This is a genomic window from Lactobacillus sp. HBUAS51381 (assembly GCF_012641095.1).
GTDB lineage: Bacteria > Bacillota > Bacilli > Lactobacillales > Lactobacillaceae > Levilactobacillus.
Window position 1 is genome coordinate 16,223 of record NZ_JAAVSC010000028.1, and the last position, 20,183, is coordinate 36,405.

18 protein-coding genes and 1 tRNA gene are annotated in these 20,183 nt (G+C 50.0%); 7 read left to right on the forward strand and 12 right to left on the reverse strand.

Annotated elements, in window-relative coordinates; genetic code table 11:
- Positions 1-191: 191 nt before the first annotated feature.
- Positions 192-1,133, forward strand: a complete 942-nt coding sequence (locus tag HEQ50_RS09740; RefSeq protein ID WP_168900329.1) for a glycosyltransferase family 2 protein — start codon at positions 192-194, stop codon at positions 1,131-1,133.
- 676 nt (positions 1,134-1,809) lie between these two features.
- Here the strand turns inward: HEQ50_RS09740 and HEQ50_RS09745 are convergent.
- The 4 genes from HEQ50_RS09745 to HEQ50_RS09760 all read right to left on the reverse strand — a co-directional run bounded on the left by HEQ50_RS09745 (position 1,810) and on the right by HEQ50_RS09760 (position 4,382).
- A complete protein-coding gene (locus HEQ50_RS09745) occupies positions 1,810-3,165 on the reverse strand; it encodes a gluconate:H+ symporter (RefSeq protein ID WP_168900330.1) in 1,356 nt (451 codons plus the stop codon).
- Between the two features lie 163 nt (positions 3,166-3,328).
- The gene (locus HEQ50_RS09750; protein WP_168900331.1) at positions 3,329-3,781 is read right to left on the reverse strand and encodes a universal stress protein; all 453 of its coding nucleotides are present in this window, start codon (positions 3,779-3,781) and stop codon (positions 3,329-3,331) included.
- Between the two features lie 91 nt (positions 3,782-3,872).
- Entirely contained in the window at positions 3,873-4,133 is a 261-nt protein-coding gene (locus HEQ50_RS09755; protein WP_168900332.1) for a hypothetical protein, read from the reverse strand.
- Positions 4,134-4,157: 24 nt separating this feature from the next.
- Complete coding sequence (locus tag HEQ50_RS09760; RefSeq protein ID WP_168900333.1) at positions 4,158-4,382, reverse strand: hypothetical protein; 225 nt, start codon at positions 4,380-4,382, stop codon at positions 4,158-4,160.
- 320 nt (positions 4,383-4,702) lie between these two features.
- Here HEQ50_RS09760 and HEQ50_RS09765 point away from each other — a divergent pair, with 320 nt between their 5' ends.
- Complete coding sequence (locus HEQ50_RS09765; RefSeq protein ID WP_168900334.1) at positions 4,703-5,239, forward strand: hypothetical protein; 537 nt, start codon at positions 4,703-4,705, stop codon at positions 5,237-5,239.
- Between the two features lie 399 nt (positions 5,240-5,638).
- Here HEQ50_RS09765 and HEQ50_RS09770 read toward each other — a convergent pair.
- The 3 genes from HEQ50_RS09770 to HEQ50_RS09780 all read right to left on the reverse strand — a co-directional run bounded on the left by HEQ50_RS09770 (position 5,639) and on the right by HEQ50_RS09780 (position 8,124).
- Positions 5,639-5,711 (reverse strand) — tRNA-Arg (locus HEQ50_RS09770).
- Positions 5,712-5,767: 56 nt separating this feature from the next.
- A complete protein-coding gene (locus HEQ50_RS09775) occupies positions 5,768-7,108 on the reverse strand; it encodes a DEAD/DEAH box helicase (RefSeq protein WP_168900335.1) in 1,341 nt (446 codons plus the stop codon).
- A 14-nt stretch (positions 7,109-7,122) separates the two neighbouring features.
- Positions 7,123-8,124: a Gfo/Idh/MocA family protein gene (locus tag HEQ50_RS09780; RefSeq protein WP_168900336.1), complete on the reverse strand. Its 1,002-nt coding sequence runs from the start codon at positions 8,122-8,124 to the stop codon at positions 7,123-7,125.
- Positions 8,125-8,290: 166 nt separating this feature from the next.
- On the opposite strand from HEQ50_RS09780, the gene HEQ50_RS09785 reads away from it, so the two are divergent.
- The gene (locus HEQ50_RS09785; RefSeq protein ID WP_168900337.1) at positions 8,291-8,665 is read left to right on the forward strand and encodes a DUF4828 domain-containing protein; all 375 of its coding nucleotides are present in this window, start codon (positions 8,291-8,293) and stop codon (positions 8,663-8,665) included.
- A gap of 120 nt (positions 8,666-8,785) precedes the next feature.
- On the opposite strand, the gene HEQ50_RS09790 is transcribed toward HEQ50_RS09785, so the two are convergent.
- A complete protein-coding gene (locus tag HEQ50_RS09790; RefSeq protein WP_168900338.1) occupies positions 8,786-9,547 on the reverse strand; it encodes a GH25 family lysozyme in 762 nt (253 codons plus the stop codon).
- A 107-nt stretch (positions 9,548-9,654) separates the two neighbouring features.
- Positions 9,655-10,467 carry a MurR/RpiR family transcriptional regulator gene (locus HEQ50_RS09795; RefSeq protein ID WP_211089303.1) on the reverse strand — a complete coding sequence of 271 codons (813 nt, stop codon included), beginning with the start codon at positions 10,465-10,467 and terminating at the stop codon, positions 9,655-9,657.
- 304 nt (positions 10,468-10,771) lie between these two features.
- Between HEQ50_RS09795 and gntK the strand changes: the two genes are divergently transcribed.
- The 4 genes from gntK to HEQ50_RS09815 all read left to right on the forward strand — a co-directional run bounded on the left by gntK (position 10,772) and on the right by HEQ50_RS09815 (position 15,750).
- Complete coding sequence (gene gntK / locus HEQ50_RS09800) at positions 10,772-12,322, forward strand: gluconokinase (RefSeq protein ID WP_168900339.1); 1,551 nt, start codon at positions 10,772-10,774, stop codon at positions 12,320-12,322.
- Positions 12,323-12,488: 166 nt separating this feature from the next.
- Positions 12,489-13,847, forward strand: coding sequence for a gluconate:H+ symporter (locus HEQ50_RS09805; RefSeq protein WP_168900340.1), 1,359 nt, complete (start codon positions 12,489-12,491; stop codon positions 13,845-13,847).
- A 276-nt stretch (positions 13,848-14,123) separates the two neighbouring features.
- On the forward strand, positions 14,124-14,309 hold the full coding sequence (locus HEQ50_RS09810) for a hypothetical protein (RefSeq protein ID WP_168900341.1): 186 nt from the start codon (positions 14,124-14,126) through the stop codon (positions 14,307-14,309).
- A gap of 70 nt (positions 14,310-14,379) precedes the next feature.
- Entirely contained in the window at positions 14,380-15,750 is a 1,371-nt protein-coding gene (locus HEQ50_RS09815; RefSeq protein WP_168900342.1) for an APC family permease, read from the forward strand.
- 324 nt (positions 15,751-16,074) lie between these two features.
- Here HEQ50_RS09815 and fucP read toward each other — a convergent pair whose 3' ends face one another.
- The 3 genes from fucP to HEQ50_RS09830 all read right to left on the reverse strand — a co-directional run bounded on the left by fucP (position 16,075) and on the right by HEQ50_RS09830 (position 19,780).
- Positions 16,075-17,430: an L-fucose:H+ symporter permease gene (fucP, locus tag HEQ50_RS09820; RefSeq protein WP_168900343.1), complete on the reverse strand. Its 1,356-nt coding sequence runs from the start codon at positions 17,428-17,430 to the stop codon at positions 16,075-16,077.
- A 59-nt stretch (positions 17,431-17,489) separates the two neighbouring features.
- Positions 17,490-17,885, reverse strand: coding sequence for a D-ribose pyranase (rbsD, locus tag HEQ50_RS09825; RefSeq protein ID WP_168900344.1), 396 nt, complete (start codon positions 17,883-17,885; stop codon positions 17,490-17,492).
- Between the two features lie 359 nt (positions 17,886-18,244).
- The gene (locus HEQ50_RS09830) at positions 18,245-19,780 is read right to left on the reverse strand and encodes a gamma-glutamylcysteine synthetase (protein ID WP_168900345.1); all 1,536 of its coding nucleotides are present in this window, start codon (positions 19,778-19,780) and stop codon (positions 18,245-18,247) included.
- Positions 19,781-20,183 lie beyond the last annotated feature (403 nt).

The following is a 20,183-nucleotide window of genomic DNA, read 5'->3' on the forward strand; positions in this document are numbered from 1 at the left end:
GGTCTGCGGCAGCGACTGCTTATCTGGTCGACCGCTGCATCAAAGCGGCCCATTCAAGCCACGACACGTTTACGTCGGGGCGTCTTGTTACTCACGCGAAACGACTTGACGCCAGTCTGTAAGGAAAACTTAATGGCATCCCCCCTGTATTTGAGGTAAGATGGTATCGTTGTGTGAAAGGAATGTCTGTGATGAAAAAACTTAGTCTGGTCGTTCCTTGCTATAACGAGGAGGAGTCCATTCCATTATTTTACCGAACCGTTAGCAAGGTGATCAACGCCATGAACACCCCTACTCCGACGGTAACGCCGGAGTATATCTTCGTGGATGATGGGTCCAACGACCACACCTTAGAGGAAATGAAACAGCTACACCAGGAACATCCGGAGACCGTCCACTTTCGGTCGTTCTCACGGAATTTCGGGAAGGAATCAGCGCTCGCCGCGGGGTTACAAGCCACGACCGGGGATATGGTAGCCGTGATGGACGTTGACCTTCAAGATCCACCGGAGCTTTTACCCGAAATGATCGATTTGATCGAGAATCGGGATTACGACTGTGTGGGTACAATTCAAAAGGAACGTCGCGGTCAAAGTCACCTTCGCGCCTTTCTCTCGCGGAGTTTTTACAGCGTCATCAACTGGATTTCGGACGTGCGGATCGAACCCAACGCCCGTGATTACCGGTTGATGACTCGTCAATTCGTCGATACGGTAATCTCACTGCCGGAATTTAACCGGTTTTCCAAGGGGATTTTCAGTTGGGTGGGCTTTAAGACCACTTACCTGACCTATGAAAGCCAGCCCCGCGCTGCTGGGACCACGCACTGGAATCTGCGACAACTCTTTGCCTACTCCATTGAAGGCATCATTGATTTCTCCAACGCCCCGTTGCGGATCGCGACTTGGGTGGGGAGTCTCTCCTTCCTTGCGTCAATCGTCGCGCTCATCTTCGTGATTGTCCGGGCGTTGACCGTGGGCGGGTCCGTTGCCGGCTGGCCGTCCCTCGTGGTCATTCTCTTGGCCGTGGGTGGGATTCAGTTGTTCTGCCTGGGGATCCTCGGACAGTACATCAGTAAGATTTACCTGGAAACCAAGCACCGGCCAAAGTACATTATTCGTGAAGAAAAATAAGCAATTATCGGGCAACGACCACGGTCGCTGCCCTTTTTGCACTCCCACGTTTGTGAAACAACCTATTGTTCGATAACTATATACTTATATCATTTAAACTATGTACTGCCCGTTCGGGTCTTACAATTCAATACTAATGGTTGAAAGTTTACGAACACGCTCCGATCCCCAGTTGACAAGGTTTATTGCCATAAGCTTAATCATCAACGACCACCTGCGGCTGCCAGAGATTCCGGCGCTGTGGGGACCGCCTGCGGCCATTGGTTCTAGCTTCCTCCGGTTACGATGGTTGAAAGCCACTAAACGTGCGGTGGCATCGCTGGAATGACAACGTTCATTCAGTTTAACTGCGTCCATCATGTGTAGCCGTGAGTGAGCCAAATTTGGTCTCAGCCGTGGGAGTTTCCAAGTGTTCTGCTTGGAAACTGGCGACTTTGAGACGTGACCTTCCGGCTCAAAGCGAGGGAAAAGACCGGGCTTTGGCTTTTCCCGTCCTTCCCACAGCGTTCCAGACCAAATTTGGCGAACGGTAAGGCGGCCACGACGATCATATTATAATGGGTGGTATCCTTATCACACCAGGGGTTCTAGCTATTTTCTATCTTTCAACCTTTAGCACGGGAACACAAAAACCGAGCCGCCAGCGATTGGCAGCTCGGTTTCATCGTTACTATTTCTAATTAATAATCGCGTTCATTAGCATGACCATGCCTAGCCCGACCACGGAAATCACGGTTTCCAAGGTCGTCCAAACCTGGAACGTCTGCTTGACGCTCAAGTCAAAGTATTCTGAGAACATCCAGAACCCGGCATCGTTCACGTGAGAGGCGGCCAATGAACCGGCCCCAATCGCCAACGCGACCATGACGGGATCGGCGCTCAGCGTGTTCATCAGGGGTAAGACCAACCCAGCGGAGGTCATCCCGGCAACCGTTGCGGAACCCAAAGAGATCCGTAAGATCACCGTGATTAACCAGGCCAACAGGATTGGGGACAACTTGGAGTGCATCATCAATTCTTGCACGGCCTTACCAACACCACCGTCGATCAAGACTTCCTTGAAAGCTGACCCACCGGCGATGACCATCAATAACATGGCAATCGACTTGATGGCATCTTCCAGGGTGGCACTGATTTGCTTCATGGTCCGTTGACGATGGAAACCCATGGACCAGATGGCAAACAGTAGGGCAATCACCATGGCAATCACGGGATTCCCCAGCATCGACACAATCGCGTCTAACCCATGCGGATTCTTGGGGGCAGCCCCGCCATCAACGACTAATTGATAAATCGTTGCCGCAGCCATGAAGACCACTGGGAACAGTGACGTCAAAACGGATAAACCAAAACCAGGCGTTTCCTTTAAATCAAATTCCTTTACTTCCCCGAAGGCTGGCAAAGAACGCTTGATCACGAATAAGTCTGGGTTGAACCGGCGAATCACCCGCGTCCAAATAGGCCCAGCCACGATCACACAAGGAATGGCCACAATAATCCCAATCAGCAACATTTCCCCAATGTTGGCGCCCAGGACCGTCGCAACGGCCGTTGGGGAGGGTTGTGGTGGCAAGAAGCCTTGCGTGGCCGATAGTGCGGCGGCCATTGAAATCCCCAAATAAAGAAACGGAACTTCGGCTTCCAGCGCAACGGCAAAGACGATTGGCGTCACGAGGACTAACCCCACTTCAAACAGTAAGGAAATCCCAATCAGGAAGGACGCGACCACGATAGCAACCTGGAGCCGTTTCTTCCCAAAGAGGTTAATCAACGTCCGGGCAATTCGATACGACCCACCAGCGTCGGCCACCAGCCGACCAATCATGGCCCCAAACCCAAAGACGATGATCAGTTCGCCCATGGAGCTACCGATTCCGTCTTTAATCGAGGTCGCGACATTGGCGGGGTTCATGCCCAGCCCAAGCGCTACCAACACTGAGGTAACGATCAGTGAAACGAAGGTGTTTAACTTTACACGAATAATTAAAAAGAGTAAAAGTAAAATACCTAAAATCAAAACGACGAACTGCATGCTTAATTCTCTCTTTTCCTATGCTCGATTCAGACTCTCCCACCCCAACCGAGATGGGAGAATCTTTTTGCATAAGACCCATTGTATGAAAAAAAGTTTCCCAATGCAAGGGCTTACTTGTATATAATTTTCACATGCAGTCCCACAAAGCCCGGTAAAACGCCTAACGAACAATCATCACAGAAACTGGAGAATATTTTGCCATATAGGCCGCTTGGCTCCCAAAATACTTCCGCACACCCGTCTGAGACAGCGATCCAATCACCAACAAGTCTGGGTTTACTTCAGGAATAATCGTCTTCACAATCGTTTCCCCTGGATCACCCTCACCAATGATGATGCTGACCTTGGCGATGCCAAAGCGTTCGGCTAATTTTTGATATTGTTGTAAATGTTTCTGTAAGTCGGCCCGTTGCCCATGGACGTAATTCTTACTCAACGCCTGGTAAATGTTCATGTTGTCCGATTCCAATACCGAACAGATGACCAACTCACACTCGTCAAACTTGGCCCGATTCATCGCATAACGAAACGCCAGCTGTGCATCGGGGGAATCGTCTACCCCAACTAAAATTCGACTAAATTTCTTAGGATTCATTGATTCTGAATTTTCCATCGAAAATCCTCCTCTTGTTTGAATACCTTTATTATAAAGGAAAACGGTACCAAACGCGAAATTTCCGAGAAATTTTCCGTTTAATACCGTTTTAATTTTTCGTGACCGGGGGATCGTTGCGTCCCATGATCTGTTTTAGCTTGCGTAAGCCGTAAAAGAACACAACGAGTAGCAGCCAATAGACCACCAGAATACCCAGAAACAGGCCCCAAACCCGCCAGTCATGATACTGCCACAACCAAACGATGATTATATCACGGTGTCTAAATAGACCAATGAAGTCGTTAATAAGCCCGAACACCAATGACAATTCTAGCCAAATTCTGGCATCTCCCATTGCTTTATACAACATCTTGGTCCCTCCCCAGAAACTAGGTTACTCCTTCTTGTGGCCCTTCCCCTGAAACATCCCCCAGCTCTTCATCCAACCAATTAGGAACATGATGATGTAGAAGGCCGCAGCCACTGTAGAGAAGATGGCGAAGACCATTTGAATAATGCCAACACCTCCGGATGCCTGTGCACCACTAAAGAACCAGAAATACCACGTTAAGGCTGACCAAAAAATTGCCCGAAACAAGAGTTTATACCCGACACCCATTTTAAATAACCTGCTCTCTTAATAATTTTCTTTCCATTATATGTAGTATGATAACCATTTTCGCTGATTAGCCATGATATTATCGACATGTATCATCAAACTTATCTTATATTCTGGCACGGATGTTTTCAAAAGTAAAGCGCTTTTAAGTCGTCAACGGCGCGCCAACACGGGTTTAGACCATTTAGAAGTTACATTTGAAGCAGTCCGGTTAAAGCGTAGTGCCGGTAGGGTTGCTAATAAAGAGAGCGATCACAAATAAATAATGATAAATACTTAAAAATTTGATAGACTTAACTTATACAAAGGGGGTCTACATCGTGACAGTTAAAAAATTTAGCCTACTACTTACCCTAGCCATTGCCTTTTTACTTATCATCCCTAGTCCGGCGGCGGCCAAAACCTGGCGCTACTCGGTCACGCCATCCAACGCCTTTTCAACCAAGTCCTTTGCCCGCGCCTTTATGTACGGTAATCGCGAATTCATGGCGCTCTACAAGACCAAATCCAACGCAAGCCACCGCACATCGGCGACCAATCGCGTCCTCACCAATCAGAAGGTCTTCTACGCACGGAAGACGGCCAATCACCAGGTCTACGAGGTCATTTACCAAAAACACTATTATTATGTGAACACCTACGACAGTCATCTTTATCGCTACAATACGTGGCGCAGCGGGCACAAGTTGATTTCAACCGTAAAGCCCAATCAGCCTAGTAAAGTCATGTTAAAGGCCAAAACGCACGTCTACCGCAATCAGTATTGGTTATATAGCTTTAGCGGTCAGAATACGCCAACATATCTCTGGTATCGACTGGCTAACAACGGCAATTGGGTCATCAATTACGCTAAATAATTTGACCATTGTATCATCCGTAACAAGAGATAGCTAGTGACAGTGACGCTAAGGCGCCAATTCTTTACAAAAATCCCGTCAGATTGGAAGTAACGTCCAACCTGACGGGATTTATTTTAGCATTTATTGCCATTTATTCTCGTGCGTGTATCCGTTGACTCTAACTAGTCGAAACGTGCCGTGCCAAGCAGTTGGCTCCGCCTAACCCCAATAGGGCAAGAATCCCAACCCCGGATTCCCGCCCTATTGACGTTCATTAATTCCATATAGCCGAAACGTGCGGCACCAGACAGTCAGCTCCGCTTAACGCTACTAAGCAAATCATCCAAACCCAGGATGCTTCACTTAGTAACGTTAATGCTCACTGACTAACCGTCTGATGCCGCACTCTTTAAAAAATGGCCCCACCCGGACTCGAACCGGGATCATTCGCTTAGGAGGCGAGTGCCCTATCCAGTTGTGCTATAGGGCCAATAAAAATAATCCGCTATTAAGTTTACCACGGATTATTTTATTTCTAAAGTCCCATTATCGCTGGGCATCACGATCACGCCACTTTTTACGCATGCCCTTATTCTTCGTGTGACGGTTCTTATGCTTCTTTTTCTTACTTGGATTCGGTTGTTGCTTGGGCGTGGTCGCCACATCAGTCGTGACGTTGGGGGTAGTCGCAACCTCGTGCTTCGCCGTGTCCACTTTAGCGACCGCTTTCGTCGTCGTTGGCGTTACGGTAGGCACTGCTGACTGGGACGGCACAATCGCCGCTGGCCGTTCAGTTGTCAGCGTCCGACCGCTAAAGTACAACGGCACGAGATCGTAATCCGTGTCCTTTAAAAGTTTCTTCAAATCTCGTAGATCATGGTCATCACCCAGGCTAATCACTTGTCCCGGTTCGCCCATTCTTCCCGTCCGGCCAACCCGGTGAACGTATTCATTCACGGAACTTGGCAGATCGTAGTTGATCACGGCCGGCAACTTAGGAATATCTAACCCCCGTGCCGCAACATCCGTCGTCAACAATAAGCGCGTCCGACCCAACCGAAAGTCTTGTAAGGCCTTCTCACGTTGAACTTGCCGGAGATCACTGGTTAAGCTAGCCGCGGACATATGCTCATGGTAAAAGCGCGTCGCCGTTTGCCGTAAGGTATTGGCCTGTTTGAAGAAGACCAATGCGCGGAAATTTGGAATGGCCAGTAGCCGTTTGAGCATTTGGTCACGTTTCCCCATCCCGACCTGCAGTAACCCGTGACGAACTGGGCCTTGCGTTTGATCTTCTTGACGGACGTCAATCCGGTTCACCGTCTGGCCGAACCACTGATCCAGTTCGTGAAGGATTGGCGTATCCGTCGCGGAAAAGAAGCCCAGTTGAACGTCGGCCGGCATATCTTGCGCAATCGACCGTACCGTGTCCAGCGTATCCCCCGTCAGGAGATCATCGGCCTCATCCACGATCAATAACGAGACGAGGTGAAGCTTCAGCTTTCGGTCGGTCACGAGGTTCAGGACGCGTCCCGGCGTACCCACGACCACCTCCGGCCGCTTCTTCAGCCGTTCTGTCTGCCGCTTAACGTTAGCACCACCGGTCAACGCCACGACCTTTAAGTCCAGCAATTTAGCCCAGTCACGCATCACGCGACTGGTCTGAATTGCCAGCTCCTGAGACGGTTCTAACACAATCAGTTGGGTGCCATCTCCAGGCAACAGGTTGGCCAGGGCCGGCAAGGTGAAGGCCACCGTCTTCCCCGATCCGGTTGGCGCGAGACCTAGGACGTTCTGATCGCCCGCTAACGGCTCATAGACTGCCGTTTGAATGGCGGTCGGTTCGGTATAACCCAAGTCTTTAAAATGCGCCTCGAATTGTTTTAACATGTTTTTTCCTCTTTCTAGTGTTGGTCGGCAGGAAACTTCAGGTTCGCAGAGACCCGCAGATCGAACAGAACTTGATTAACCGTCAGACTCCACTGAAGCCACCGTTGGTAATCGGCAACGTTTTGCGCATCATCGGGATTTTCCAAGATTCGCGCAAAGTCCTCGGCCTCAGGTAACATCGGGTTCGCTAACTCAGCTGAACTCAGATCCGTGGCCGTGCCATCCGCAGCGCGTTCTTCTACGTGCGTTAATTCACCCGCGCTATCAATCGTGATGGTTTCTTTCAACCCATAGATTTCGGACAAGGCATACGAGTTGCTGGTCTTCCCAAAGTTGACGGTCACATCGAAGTCGCCGTAACGTAGAACGGCCAAGCCCTTACCATCGGCACCGGTCGCAATGATGGTCGGGAAGAAGGCGACATTTTCGGGTTGGCCAAACAGTGCAATGGCCAGGTACAAGGGGTAGACCCCTAAGTCCTGTAACGCTCCACCGGAAAATTCCTTGGTGAACACGTTGGGTTGCTCGCCGTCCAAGACCTTGTCGTACCGTGATGAATACTTCATGTAAGTTAAAGCAGCCCCCTGCACCGTTGGCAAGGCGGTCAAGGCCTTGGCAATCGCCTTAAAGTTCGGCGTATGCACGTGGCGGGCGGCTTCAAAGTATTTCACGTTGGGATGTTGGTTTAACTCCGCCATAATGGCGGCCATCTCACGCCGATTACTGAAGGCCGGCTTCTCCACAATAATTGAAATATCACGCTTAATGGCTGCCATTGCTTGTTCGAAATGTAAACTATTGGGTGAGGCAATGTAAACCACACCTAAATTCGCTTGATCAAGCATCGCCTCGTAATCGGTATAGCTCTTTTCGGCATGATTCTTGTCAGCAAACGCCGTCGCGGTATTCTCATGCCGCGAGAAGACGCCGGCTAACGTGTACCGCTTCGATAAAGCAACCGCCTCAACCAATTGTTGCGTAATCCAGTTCGTTCCTACAGTTCCAATGCGAATCATTGCAATCCCTCCATCAATTATCTGTCGTTAACTTTATTCTAACAGTCAGGTCGCACGAGCGATAGCAATGAATTAAATTTCTTCCAAAACTAAGGGAAAAAGCGCGTGTTTTCTGTCCAAAAATGTTATATTGAGAGTAACTACTAATTCAAGGGAGGGATTACCGGTGAAAGGTCGGGAGATCGCATTATTTGGCATTTCACTCATGGCTGGTTTGACTAGTGGGTTCTCGTTGCGCAATAAAAAGAAGAAACATGCCCAGCCCAGTGAGTCACCACTATTTTATGTTGGAACGTGGCAGTTTGTTGACCCCCATAACCAGCGGCGTCACCGGTTAGAAATTAGTCCTAATCTTGACGTGCAGATCGATAACCATCCGCTTCAGGTTTCGGTTAAGAACCTAAACGACACACAACTTACCTTTCAAGATAAGTTTGGCTACCACCTGACGATCCACGCCAACGAACGTCAACCAATTTCCTTTTTCGATGAAGCCGATGACTGTACTTATGCCATGAAGCCCTTAGACTCGGCGGACTAGCGTTCTGTGGACAGACACTGAGGGAACCTATTTAGAGTTGAGACGTCTGTCTTGGCTCTTTTTTTCTTACGCCGAAAACTAAAAAATCCGGACATTTTGTCCAGATTTTTTCTTCAACACTTATTTGGTAAACGCATGCCATTCCCGTTGATTACCGTTAAACACCGACTTAGCCACTGCAAAGTCCTGTCCATCTTGGGTAATGGTCCCATTCGCATCATACTCAATGAGCTTCACCTGCTGGGCATGGCCCGACAGCTTGCCACCGGCCGTCCAATAATCCTGTTGCGGCAAGACTGGCCGCACGAATTGGGTGATGACGGCCTTACTGGCAAAGATCACCACGCCTTGATGATATTGCTGGTTTAATAGACTCACCAGGCGCTTGAGCTTCTGCCCCTGCGTCGCCATATCCGTATTGCTACTATTGTAATTACCGTAATAACTCACCGCAACCATAATTGGTAAGGTCCCAGAGTTTCGTTTCACCGTCGTCTTGAAATGCTGATATTGACGTTTAGCCGAAGTTGTGAAACTGAAGGTATGGGCAACCCCAATCTGAATGTCGGCGCCCTGTGACCGGGAATAATTATCACTAAAATCATCATCGGTATAGGTGGCACCCGAGGTGGCCTGCAGGTAAGCAAACGTCTCTTGCTTGGCCAACTGTTGAAAATCCAGGTAGCCACTATCCTGGTTAATCGTCACCCCACGTACTGGGTAGCTGGCAACCTGCGCGCGTTGATGCGCGTCCCACTGATACCAGCCCCAGCCGCCACCGACTAGAATGACCAGTAAGACCATCACGAATAGCCAGCGGCGAGAACGATGCCGATGGCGGAACGTATTATCATAGATCGGTTGATAGTCGCGTCGTTTCACCGTTGATCACCCGTCTCCCTTACGTAGAATTTAAGTTGCCTGTCTATAAATAAAGACGGCATCCTCGCAACTGTTTCCGAGGTATGCCGTCTATTATACCATGACTCTTATGAATCGTAGCGGGTCTGTTCAATAACGTCTCTGACTCGAGTTAAGACCGGTTTAGTACGTGAAGAACTGCGCAAGACAGTCATCATAAAAAGACTGTCGAGGATGGTCATCTGCGAAATCAGCGAATACATCCCCTCTGAACGGTACTTCACTTCGTCCGTCAGTGAAAGGAACGTGACCGCTGCCGCTTGGGCCAGTTCAGACCCACTGTAGCTGGTAATCACAATGATGGCCACCCCGTTTCGTTTGAGCTCACGAACAATCTCCAACGTCTCGTGATTCCGCCCTGAATGGGAAATCACAATCGCACAGTCTTGAGCCGTCATGCGGGCCGCCTGCATCAACTGAATGTCATAGTCGGGATGGTAGGTCACGTTCAGCGGCGTCCGCAAGAACTTGTGATACCCATCCAACGCCGCCACCGCCGAGCCCCCTAAACCGAAGAACGCCACGGTCTTGGCGTTAATAATTTTAATGACCGCACGAGCCAAGTCATCTTCGTTCAATGCTTCATTTGTCGCTCGCAGAGAGTTAATGGAAAAACGAAAGGTCTTGTTCGCAATCGTCGCGAGTGAGTCCCCTTCGGCCAGTTCCGGAAAACTATTTTGCTGCGGCGTCATCTCGGCTGCGGTGTGGGCCAAGGCCATCGTAAATTCCCGATAGTTCGAATAGTCCATTCGTTTGACGAAGCGCGAAATCGTTGCGGTAGAGACCCCCGTTGCACTGGCCAACTCCTTAATCGTCATTTCGCTAACCACGGCTGGATTATCTAAGGCCAGCTGGGCCACCTTCTTCTCCGTTCGAGACAACTGATCATACGTCCCCCGAATTTTCCCAATGGTTGAGCGTGCGATAGTCGCCGCCCCCTTCCAACAATTTTTAAAAGATTACCTTTTGTAAACATTTTACAACATTTCGCTTGAAAAGTGAAACTTCTTTTCATATAATAAGCGAGGCGGAAATTTTACATTTGTGCCCTGAGCTGGTAACGTCACTAACCTTTGTTAGCTGTCGGAACGCCTCGTTGTTGCGTTCTGGTCACCGATGCGTTATCGTTCAAAGCAGGATGTTTTTTTTCATTTAATAATTTGGCACCATGAAAGGAAGAGCACTATGGACTACATGATTGGGGTCGACATTGGCACAACCAGTGTTAAGACCGTTCTCTACGATACCGCTGGTAAGATGCAGGGTTATTCAAACAACCTTTACCCCCTCTATCAGGATGTACCCGATATGGCCGAAGAAGATCCAGAAGAAATCTTTTCTGCGATCATCGATGGGCTGACGACTGTTTTACGGAAGGCCGACCTAAAGAATGGCGATCTACACGGCGTTTCCTTCTCCGCAGCCATGCACAGCCTCATTCTATTAGACAAGGACCACAAGCCATTGACGCGGGCCATCACCTGGGCCGATAACCGGGCCGTTAAATACGCGGATGAACTGCGTGAGAATGGCGTGGGTAAACAACTCTACGAAAAGACCGGGACCCCGATTCACCCCATGACGCCGCTGAGCAAACTGATTTGGTTGCGCCACGAAAAGGCTGACCTGTTCAAGCAAGCACGGTGGTTCGTTGGAATCAAGGAATACGTGATTTACAAGTTATTCGGCGTTCTCCAAGAAGACTACTCCATCGCTAACGCAACTGGGCTCTTCAACATCTTCAACATGGATTGGGACGACCAGGCCTTGGAAGTTGCGGGGATTACCCGTGACCAATTACCGAAATTAGTCGACACAACTGATCAAGTGACCGGAATGAAGGCGGACTATGCCGGTGTCGTCGGCATGGACCCGCAAACGCCATTCGTCATGGGCGCCTCCGATGGTCCCCTGGCCAACCTAGGCGTGAACGCCATCGACCCTGGTGTCGTGGCCGTCACGATTGGGACTTCCGGTGCCGTTCGGGTCGTTACCGACAAGCCGAAGATTGACCCCAAGGGCCGGGTCTTCTGTTACTACCTGTCCAAAGGCCACTGGGTCGTGGGTGGCCCCGTCAACAACGGGGGGATTGTCTTCCGTTGGGTACGTGACCAACTCTTCGCCCCAGAAAAGATCACGGCGGAACAGATGCACGTGGACACGTATGACCTCTTGACGGAAATTGCCGAAAAGATTCCCGCCGGTTCCGATGGCCTGATCTTCCATCCCTTCTTGGGTGGCGAACGGGCCCCAATCTGGGACGCCAATGCCCGGGGATCCTTCTTCGGTCTGACGCGGACCCACTCACGGGCACACATGGTCCGGGCCGCCTTGGAAGGCATCGTCTACAACCTGTATACGGTGATGTTGGCGCTTGAAGAAGTGGTTGGCAAACCATCCAGCATTCAAGCTACCGGTGGCTTCGCGCGTTCGGCACTCTGGCGTCAAATGTTGGCGGACATCTTTGAACAAGACGTCACCATCCCAGAGAGTCCTGAAGGAACGGCCCTGGGGGCAGCAACCTTGGGCATGTACGCCTTAGGCATGGTCGATGACCTCCACGTGGTGAAGAACTTCATCGGGGTGGCCAACGTCCATCACCCGAACCCAGATACGTTCAGTGCCTACCGGGCGCTGGTTCCTATCTACATTCGCCTGAGTCGGCAGCTACAGTCCGAATACAAAAACATTGCGGAATATCAACGGACCCATGTTGATATTTCCAAAGAGAAATAAATGAGTCCTTTAAATTTTCAGAAAGTAAGCAAACTAACAAACATATTTATGAAACGTTATGGTGGCGTTTTCGTCACGGATTAGGTACAATAATGTTTGCTTACAGTGAAGAGCCGGTGCTGATGCATCGGCTTTTCAAAATTCTAAAAATGAAAGGGCTTACCTTATGGAACTTATAGCTTTAGTCATCGGGGTCATTTTTTTATTGGTTTTAATCATCAAGTTTAAAATCAATACTTTCGTCTCCCTGATCTTAACCTCCGTCCTCACGGCGATTCTGCTGGGGATGAATCTCACAAAAATTGCCACGACTATTGAGGCCGGGATTGGGAGCCAACTGGGCGAACTCTCCCTGGTCTTTGGATTTGGTGCCATGCTGGGTCGGCTGGTCGCCGACGCCGGTGGGGCCTACGTTATTGCCACCACCCTGATCGATAAATTTGGGAAGAAACGCCTGCAAATGGCCATTATGCTTGCTTCATTTATTCTGGGGATTGCGCTCTTCTTCGAAGTTGGGATGGTTCTGCTGATTCCAATCGTCTTCGCCATTGCGATTGAGGCCGATGTCCCGATTCTTTATCTGGGGATTTCCATGGCCGCCGCTTTGTCCGTGACCCACGGCTTTCTCCCGCCACACCCGGCGCCGGTAGCCATTGCCGCCATCTTAAACGCCAATGACGGGAAAGTCCTGTTGTTCGGGTTAGTTGTCGCCATTCCCTGTGCCATTGTGGCCGGGCCAATGTTCACCAAGCTAGCGCAACGCTTCGCCCCGGCGGCATTTGCGCGGAAGGGTAATCTGTCCTCGCTGGGTGAAGTCAAGACGTTCAAGCCGTCCGAATCACCAAGCTTCGGCCTCTCCGTTTTGACCTCCCTGTTCCCCGTAATCCTGATGGCCATCACGACCATCTACAAGATGACGGTCGATGGCGGTGCGACGCCGACCAAGAATCCCACGATGCTTGACCAGATTGTCGCCTTAATTGGGGACCCCGCGATTGCCATGCTCATCTCGCTGATTGTCGCGATGTTTACCATGGGCTGGGGCCGAAATCGCAAGACCTCAGAGATCATGGCGTCGATTGAAAACGCCGTGAAGTCCATCGCCATGCTGCTCCTGGTTATCGGGGGTGGTGGCGCCTTCAAGCAAGTTCTGATCGACGGTGGCGTTGGTAAAGAAGTTGCCAAAATCTTTATTGACTCCAGCATGTCACCCCTGATTCTCGGCTGGTTGGTTGCCGTCGTTCTCCGGGTTGCCCTGGGGTCTGCGACCGTGGCCGCCTTAACCGCTGCCGGAATTGTTGCCCCACTGATGGCTCAGGCCGGCGTCGATCCAGCTTTAATGGTGCTCGCTATCGGTGCTGGGTCGTTAGCCGCTTCTCACGTGAACGATGCCGGATTCTGGATGTTCAAGGAATATTTTGACTTAACGGTCAAGCAAACACTGGGGATCTGGACGGTCTTGGAGTCCATTATTTCAGTCGTCGGGATTCTGATTGTCCTGATTCTAAATATGGCCTTTCATTAGTCCCCCCATCGATTTGGAAAATAATGCAAGTAAGATGACTTCTATATCCGGAAATAGTTGGCAATGCGTACCATTTGCTTGCCAACTATTTTTTGTGCGCCGGGTTCACCGCATACCAACCAACAACTTAATTTTAAGCCGTGATATCGTTGTCAATTCGGGCTAAATTATTATTATAAATTAATTCATGGGGTGTTCTAAATTGTCAACCGGTGGACAATCTGTTAGACTTCACTTATCGCTGTTAACCATGGCCACTTGAAAGGTAGTCTTCCGATGAACTTACTCATTCTACTGGTCTTATGTCTCTTAGGCCTAGAAATTTTCCAGCACCAAGCGATCGCCAGCTTCTATCAGCGCCATTCACGAATCATTGACAACTCCTGGTTTCTTCTGGGGACCGTCATTATCGGGACCTTTCTTGTTTTCATCGTCCTTAGCCGCCTGTGGCCCTCACCATAAGGGACCAATCACCCCCGACTCCGGAAAATTCTCTCGCAAAGCCATACGAATCAACGGGTTCCGTGCTATAATGGTTAAATCTAAGCATTTGAGAGAAAAAGGAGTCTTTACTTTGGCAAAGGAGTTACGCCGCGAAATCGGCACGTTTACCGCCCTCGCCACCGTCATGGGAACCGTCATTGGTGGTGGGGTCTTCTTCAAAACCGCTAGCGTGGTGGCCGCCAACCATTCCGCTAACATGACCTTGGTCGCCTGGGTCCTGGGTGGTCTCTTGACCATCTGTGCCGGCCTGACGAGTGCTGAACTCGCCGCCGCCATTCCCCGAACCGGGGGGGCCATGCGCTATCTGGAATACACCTATGGCAAACCAGTCGGCTTCTTGATGGGCTGGGCCCAGATGTTGGTCTACTATCCGGCCAACATTGCCGCCCTATCGATCATCTTTGGCGTGCAGTTCGTGAACCTCTTCCATCTGGACACCGCTTGGAAGCTACCCATCGCGATCATTTGTGGGCTGAGTCTCACTGGTCTAAACTTTCTGGGTGCACGGGTCGGCGGACGGGTTCAATCCATTGCCCTGATTTTTAAGTTAATTCCCATCGCCGTTATCGTGGTCTTTGGGCTCTTCGCCCCGGCACACACGACTATTCAGTTCTGGCCGATTACGACGGGGGATCACATTGGCTTTGGCGGGGCCTTCGCCTCGAGCCTATTGGCCACCATGTTCGCGTACGATGGCTGGATCAACATCGGCAATATCGCCGGTGAGATGAAACATCCAGAGCGTGACTTGCCACGGGCCATTGTCCTGGGATTGGCCCTGATCACCGTGGTCTACACGTTGATTAATCTGGTCTTCTTGCGGACGCTACCCATTGACCTGATTGCGGGGAATCAAAACGCCGCGGCCGATGCAGCCATGAAGCTCTTTGGTCAATTTGGCGGGAAACTGGTCACGATTGGAATTCTCATCTCCGTCTATGGCGCCATCAACGGCTATACCATGACCGGTATGCGGGTGCCTTACGCCCTGGCGACCGAGGATAGTCTCCCCCTGTCGAAATACTTCAGTCGGCTCTCTCGCCGGACGTACGTGCCGTATTTCGCCGGTATCGTGCAATTCGTGATTGCCCTACTGATGATGCTCATGGGGAGCTTCGATATTCTAACCGACATGTTGGTCTTCGTCATGTGGCTCTTCAACTGCCTAATCTTCGTTGCCATCTTCGTCCTGCGAAAACGCGAACCGGAACTCATTCGGCCTTACAAGGTACCGGGCTTCCCGGTAGTGCCCCTGATTGCCCTAGTCGGCGGTATCTTTATCGTCGTCACCACGTTGGTCACAGAGATTGGCTTAGCCGTTACGGGATTGGCCTTAACGCTGGTAGGTTTACCGATTTACTTTATTCACCAACGCCGCCGGCAGCATCAAGCCGACTAACTAAAATTTAAACACCTAGCCGTTAGCGAGGGACACCCCCAGCTAACGGCTTTTTGGTTGCTTTTAGACGCGGTCTGACGGCTCAAAGCGAGGGAAAAGACAGCACTTTGGCTTTTCCCGATCCTTCCCACAGCGCTCCAGACCAAATTTGGCGAATGGTAAGGCGGCCAGCACGCGACTATCATATTATAATGGTTGCTGTCCTTGTCACACCAGGAATCCTAGCTATTTTCTATCTTTCAACCTTTAGGTACTTAATAATGAGTAGAAAAAAGCCAGTCGGTAGAGAGACCGACTGGCTAATGTTAACTGATAAACTTGGATTTAGTGTTCTTGCATTTCTTCTGGGTGCTTCTTTTCGAAACGGTTTTCCAAGAAGAAGTACAGCGTGATCAAGGCGTAGCAGATGGTTGGGACAACGAATGAGAATTGCATTGAACCAGAAGCATCTGAAACGAGGCCTTGGATGGCTGGGATAATCGCCCCACCAATCAACGCCATAACGATGATCGCCCCACCGGTTTCGGTGTAACGCTTTTCGTCGATGGCATCCAACGTATGGGTGTAAATCGTTGGCCATTCTGGACCGAAGAAGAAACTGGTCAAGATCGCCGTGTAAACGGCAACCATGCTAGGAATCGTAAAGGTCACGACCAGAGATAACGTCCCTAACAGGGAGAACCACGTCAGTACCCCGGTGATGGAGAACTTACTCATGAAGACGTTAGCGACCAGCTTACCGACGAACCACGCAATGTAGCTGTAGATCATGAAGGTTGAAGCGGCACTATCGGTGATCTGATGGTTCAAGTTCAGTGCCAAACGAATCGTGAAGGACCAAACCGTCGTCTGTAAACCAGCGTAGAAGAATTGGGTTAAAACACCCTTCATGTAACGCTTGTTGTGGGACAAGTACTTGATCGTTTCGCCTAAGCTAGGACGATCTTCAACGGCCTCATCGGACCCTTCAACCGTCTTCGTGGCCTTGGCACGAGGCATTGGGGATAAGGCGAAGATGATGAACATCACGATCAGCACAATCAGGATGTACTTGTAAGGACGTAACGTCAGTTGGAGCATCTTTTCGCCGTAAGCCAACCGAGCCGCACCGTGCATGGTGGACATCTTGGTGGCCAGGTTGTCCACGGAACCGAAGATCAGGTACTTTCCTAAGACGATCCCCATGATATCGCCAAGCGGTACCAAGGTCTGGGAGAAGTTTAGCCGCATCGTGGCGTTAGCTTTCGGTCCCAGCATGGAACTGTAAGTATCACAGGAGGTTTCCAGGAAACTCAGCCCAATAGCAATCGCGAAGATCGCGACTAAGAACATACTGTAAGTGGCTAAGTGAGAAGCTGGGAAGAATAACCCACAACCCACGATGTAGAAGATCAGCCCGGTCATAATAGCAAATTTATAACTGTTCTTTTTAATGATTAATGAGGCTGGAATGGCAATTAAGAAGTAACCACCGTAGAAGGCACTTTGAACGAATGCCGTAGCGGCATCGTTTAGCATGAAGACCGTCTTGAACTGGGTGATTAAAATATCGTTTAAACTAGCGGCCGTCCCCCACAATGGAAAGATCAGGGACACCAGGATAAATTGGAAAAGCGGGGTTTTGCTCAGATAGCCATCGGCCAGCTGGGTCCAACCGTGCTTCGATTCAACTGCTTGCATGGTAAAGACTCCTTTATTTTGAATTTAAGTAAAACGTTTTATGAGTGCTAAAAAATGCTTTAGAACGTGACGCCAGATTCCAAAATGATGTTAGAGAATGGGGTCATTTCACCCGTCCGAACGAAGGCATGCGTTTGGGCCAAGTCCTTCTTCAACTGGCTGTGGGGCATGTATTCAATTTCAACATTGGGCATCAAGTCCTTGATAGCGGCCAATTGTTCTGGGTTTTGCGTCTTGATTTCCTCGGCCAAGTAAATCTTTTGGACTTCGAGTTCAGCCAAGATATTCTTCAAGACATCTTGGAAACTTGGTAATTGCTTGGTCAAAGCCAAGTCAATCTTCTTGGTCCCCATGGGAACAGGCATCCCGGCGTCACCGATACTGAGCCAGTCCATGTGGCCCATGCCGGCAATTACCGTAGACAGTTCGGAATTAATAACGGTCGTCTTTTTCATCAGATTATTTCTCCTTTTTAACTAAATTGATCATTGGTACACGTGCAACCCTTTTCAGCTATTTGATCCGTTCAGCCCTTTCCGGCTAACTCTGATGACAAATTAGTTGACTAGAAATCGTATGTAAACCGTTTTACGTCAAGCGACATCGTTTACATTATCATAAAACTAAAAGGCTTTCAAGGGCCTTTTGGCGATTTGTGAAGCCATTCATTTTCAGAAAGCGCGCAAAAAAACGTCCACAAACGACTCGTGGACGTCGCATAACCGGCACGGAACACCGCTATGACTGGTTTAAAAAATGAAAACATTTTTCACGATTAAACGCAAAATTTGCAATTTTATTACCAAAACTTTTTTTATTTCTGGGATTGCCCGTAATCTAACGGCGGTGGTAATTGGGGCAGATCGGGAAACAGTCGTCGCAACAGCTTTTCTGGTGTCTTCCCGTGGGTATCTCGCTCTTGTAGGATTTGGGTGATGCCGTCGAAGGTAAACATGAACATGTCCTCCCCGTCCTCGTCTCTGACCTGATAGAACTTGATACCTAACTGTAGCGCCGTGAGAATGAGTCGCTGCGTCGTTTCGGTCAGCCGAGGAAACTGAGGCAACAGTTGATCCGCCGAGATTCGGTCATGATACCACCGTCGCGCCACGCGTTGCCCATACGCCATGAGACTCCCCTGGTCAATGTGCGCCACGAGTTTGGCGGCAGGCGTCAACTCGGGATGCATGAGGACCTCCTCCAGGTCATCGATGGCCACCCACTGCTCGTTGTGTGCCTGCAGTTGATCGGCCATGGCTCGCATTTCCCGAAAGATCCGCTGCCCATTAGCCTGGAATTGCGTGGGCGTCAACGGATCTTCCAGCGCCACGATTTGATTCCGTTGGCGCCCCGTCGCGAGAAGTTCGCGCACGCGATTGGCCGGCAGGGGTTGGGTAATCAGGTAGATCATAAAAATCTTCAAGAAATACAAGGCATGCCGACTGATTCCGTTACGGGCCAATGGCGTATTGTCAAAGTCTCGCAGCTCTAGATAGCGAATGCCGCCGGTCAGAAAGTCCTGCGCATTGGCCTGTCCCTTCAACCGTACCGGCCCGTAAAACTCGTGGGCCGAGAAATAGGTGCCAGCGTCTATGCGCTGCTGAATCTGTGCCAAGTGCTGCGTCAAGGACGTGTACGTGACCTGCTCTTCCGGTCGGTTCACGAAGCCAAAGCGACTGTTGCGAATACTCCGAACAGGATGTTTAAGTTCCGGTGGCACTGGGTCGAAGAACCCTTTTTCGGCAATGGGACTCGCCCCAAAGAGGTAGGTCAGTAGCCATTGATTCCGCACAAAATTCTGTGCAATTCGGAAGTACAGCGCGTTCTTGAAGGCGACGATCGAGTCAAACTCGGCCGTATAATGGCTGAACAACCGGTGAATCACGGGATCGGGAATGCTGTAGTTCACGTGAACCCCGGTTAGGCAACCATGCTGTAAACCATACTTCTTCACTAAGTACTCCCGGTAAGGCTTAATGGCCGGCCGATCGAAGTGGCCCGCAATAAATTGGAGATCCGTCTCATCCATGACGGGTGGCATGCTCAGCGGCCAGATTCGATCGTCCCCCTCTAAGGTGCGATAGGCCACCGTTTGGAGGGTGTCGAGTTGGTCCAATGTTCCCCCAATGTTGGGATTGGGATCCGTAATCACCTCTAACTGACTCTCGGTAAAGTCCGTTTGAAAATACGGATGAAAGGTCCGCGAACCGAACTTGCTAGGATGTGGTCGCCGACTCAACCGCCCATGCTGATCAATGCGCTGTTTCTCAACTTCTAGGCCCACCAGGCTATGGTAGAGCTGTTCCGATAAATTTTCTTCTTGAATAACCGCTAATAAATTATCCAGCATGGCGGTAACATCCCCTGTCGTTCGAATGGTTTGACTATACTTTAAAGTTTAAACAAAAAGTGGCCGCGTGTCACTGATATTGTTCGCTTTTCAGCAAAGAAACCGAATTTGCTAAATTCAGTAAACTTTACTGGTCATTCAGGGGCGAAATCAATCGGCGTTACGGGCACCGCGCGCTTAATTTCAGAATCGAAGTATTGTTCTGGTTAGTTTTTCTTCCTATTAATTACTATCTAAAGGTTGAAAGATAGAAAACAGCTACGAATCCTGGTGTGACAAGGATAACAGCCATTATAATATGATAGTCGCGTACTGGCCGCCTTACCGTTCGCCAAATTTGGTCTGGATCGCTGTGGGAAGGATCGGGAAAAGCCGAAGTGCTGTCTTTTCCCTCGCTTTGAGC

Coding starts and splice junctions, on each gene's coding strand:
- HEQ50_RS09775 (WP_168900335.1), bottom strand. CDS start 7,108: ATGTTAAAACAATTCGAGGCGCATTTTAAAGACTTGGGTTATACCGAA.
- HEQ50_RS09740 (WP_168900329.1), top strand. CDS start 192: ATGAAAAAACTTAGTCTGGTCGTTCCTTGCTATAACGAGGAGGAGTCC.
- HEQ50_RS09810 (WP_168900341.1), top strand. CDS start 14,124: ATGAACTTACTCATTCTACTGGTCTTATGTCTCTTAGGCCTAGAAATT.
- HEQ50_RS09830 (WP_168900345.1), bottom strand. CDS start 19,780: ATGCTGGATAATTTATTAGCGGTTATTCAAGAAGAAAATTTATCGGAA.
- rbsD (WP_168900344.1), bottom strand. CDS start 17,885: ATGAAAAAGACGACCGTTATTAATTCCGAACTGTCTACGGTAATTGCC.
- HEQ50_RS09745 (WP_168900330.1), bottom strand. CDS start 3,165: ATGCAGTTCGTCGTTTTGATTTTAGGTATTTTACTTTTACTCTTTTTA.
- HEQ50_RS09750 (WP_168900331.1), bottom strand. CDS start 3,781: ATGGAAAATTCAGAATCAATGAATCCTAAGAAATTTAGTCGAATTTTA.
- HEQ50_RS09815 (WP_168900342.1), top strand. CDS start 14,380: ATGGTTAAATCTAAGCATTTGAGAGAAAAAGGAGTCTTTACTTTGGCA.
- gntK (WP_168900339.1), top strand. CDS start 10,772: ATGGACTACATGATTGGGGTCGACATTGGCACAACCAGTGTTAAGACC.
- HEQ50_RS09780 (WP_168900336.1), bottom strand. CDS start 8,124: ATGATTCGCATTGGAACTGTAGGAACGAACTGGATTACGCAACAATTG.
- HEQ50_RS09805 (WP_168900340.1), top strand. CDS start 12,489: ATGGAACTTATAGCTTTAGTCATCGGGGTCATTTTTTTATTGGTTTTA.
- HEQ50_RS09755 (WP_168900332.1), bottom strand. CDS start 4,133: ATGTTGTATAAAGCAATGGGAGATGCCAGAATTTGGCTAGAATTGTCA.
- fucP (WP_168900343.1), bottom strand. CDS start 17,430: ATGCAAGCAGTTGAATCGAAGCACGGTTGGACCCAGCTGGCCGATGGC.
- HEQ50_RS09760 (WP_168900333.1), bottom strand. CDS start 4,382: ATGGGTGTCGGGTATAAACTCTTGTTTCGGGCAATTTTTTGGTCAGCC.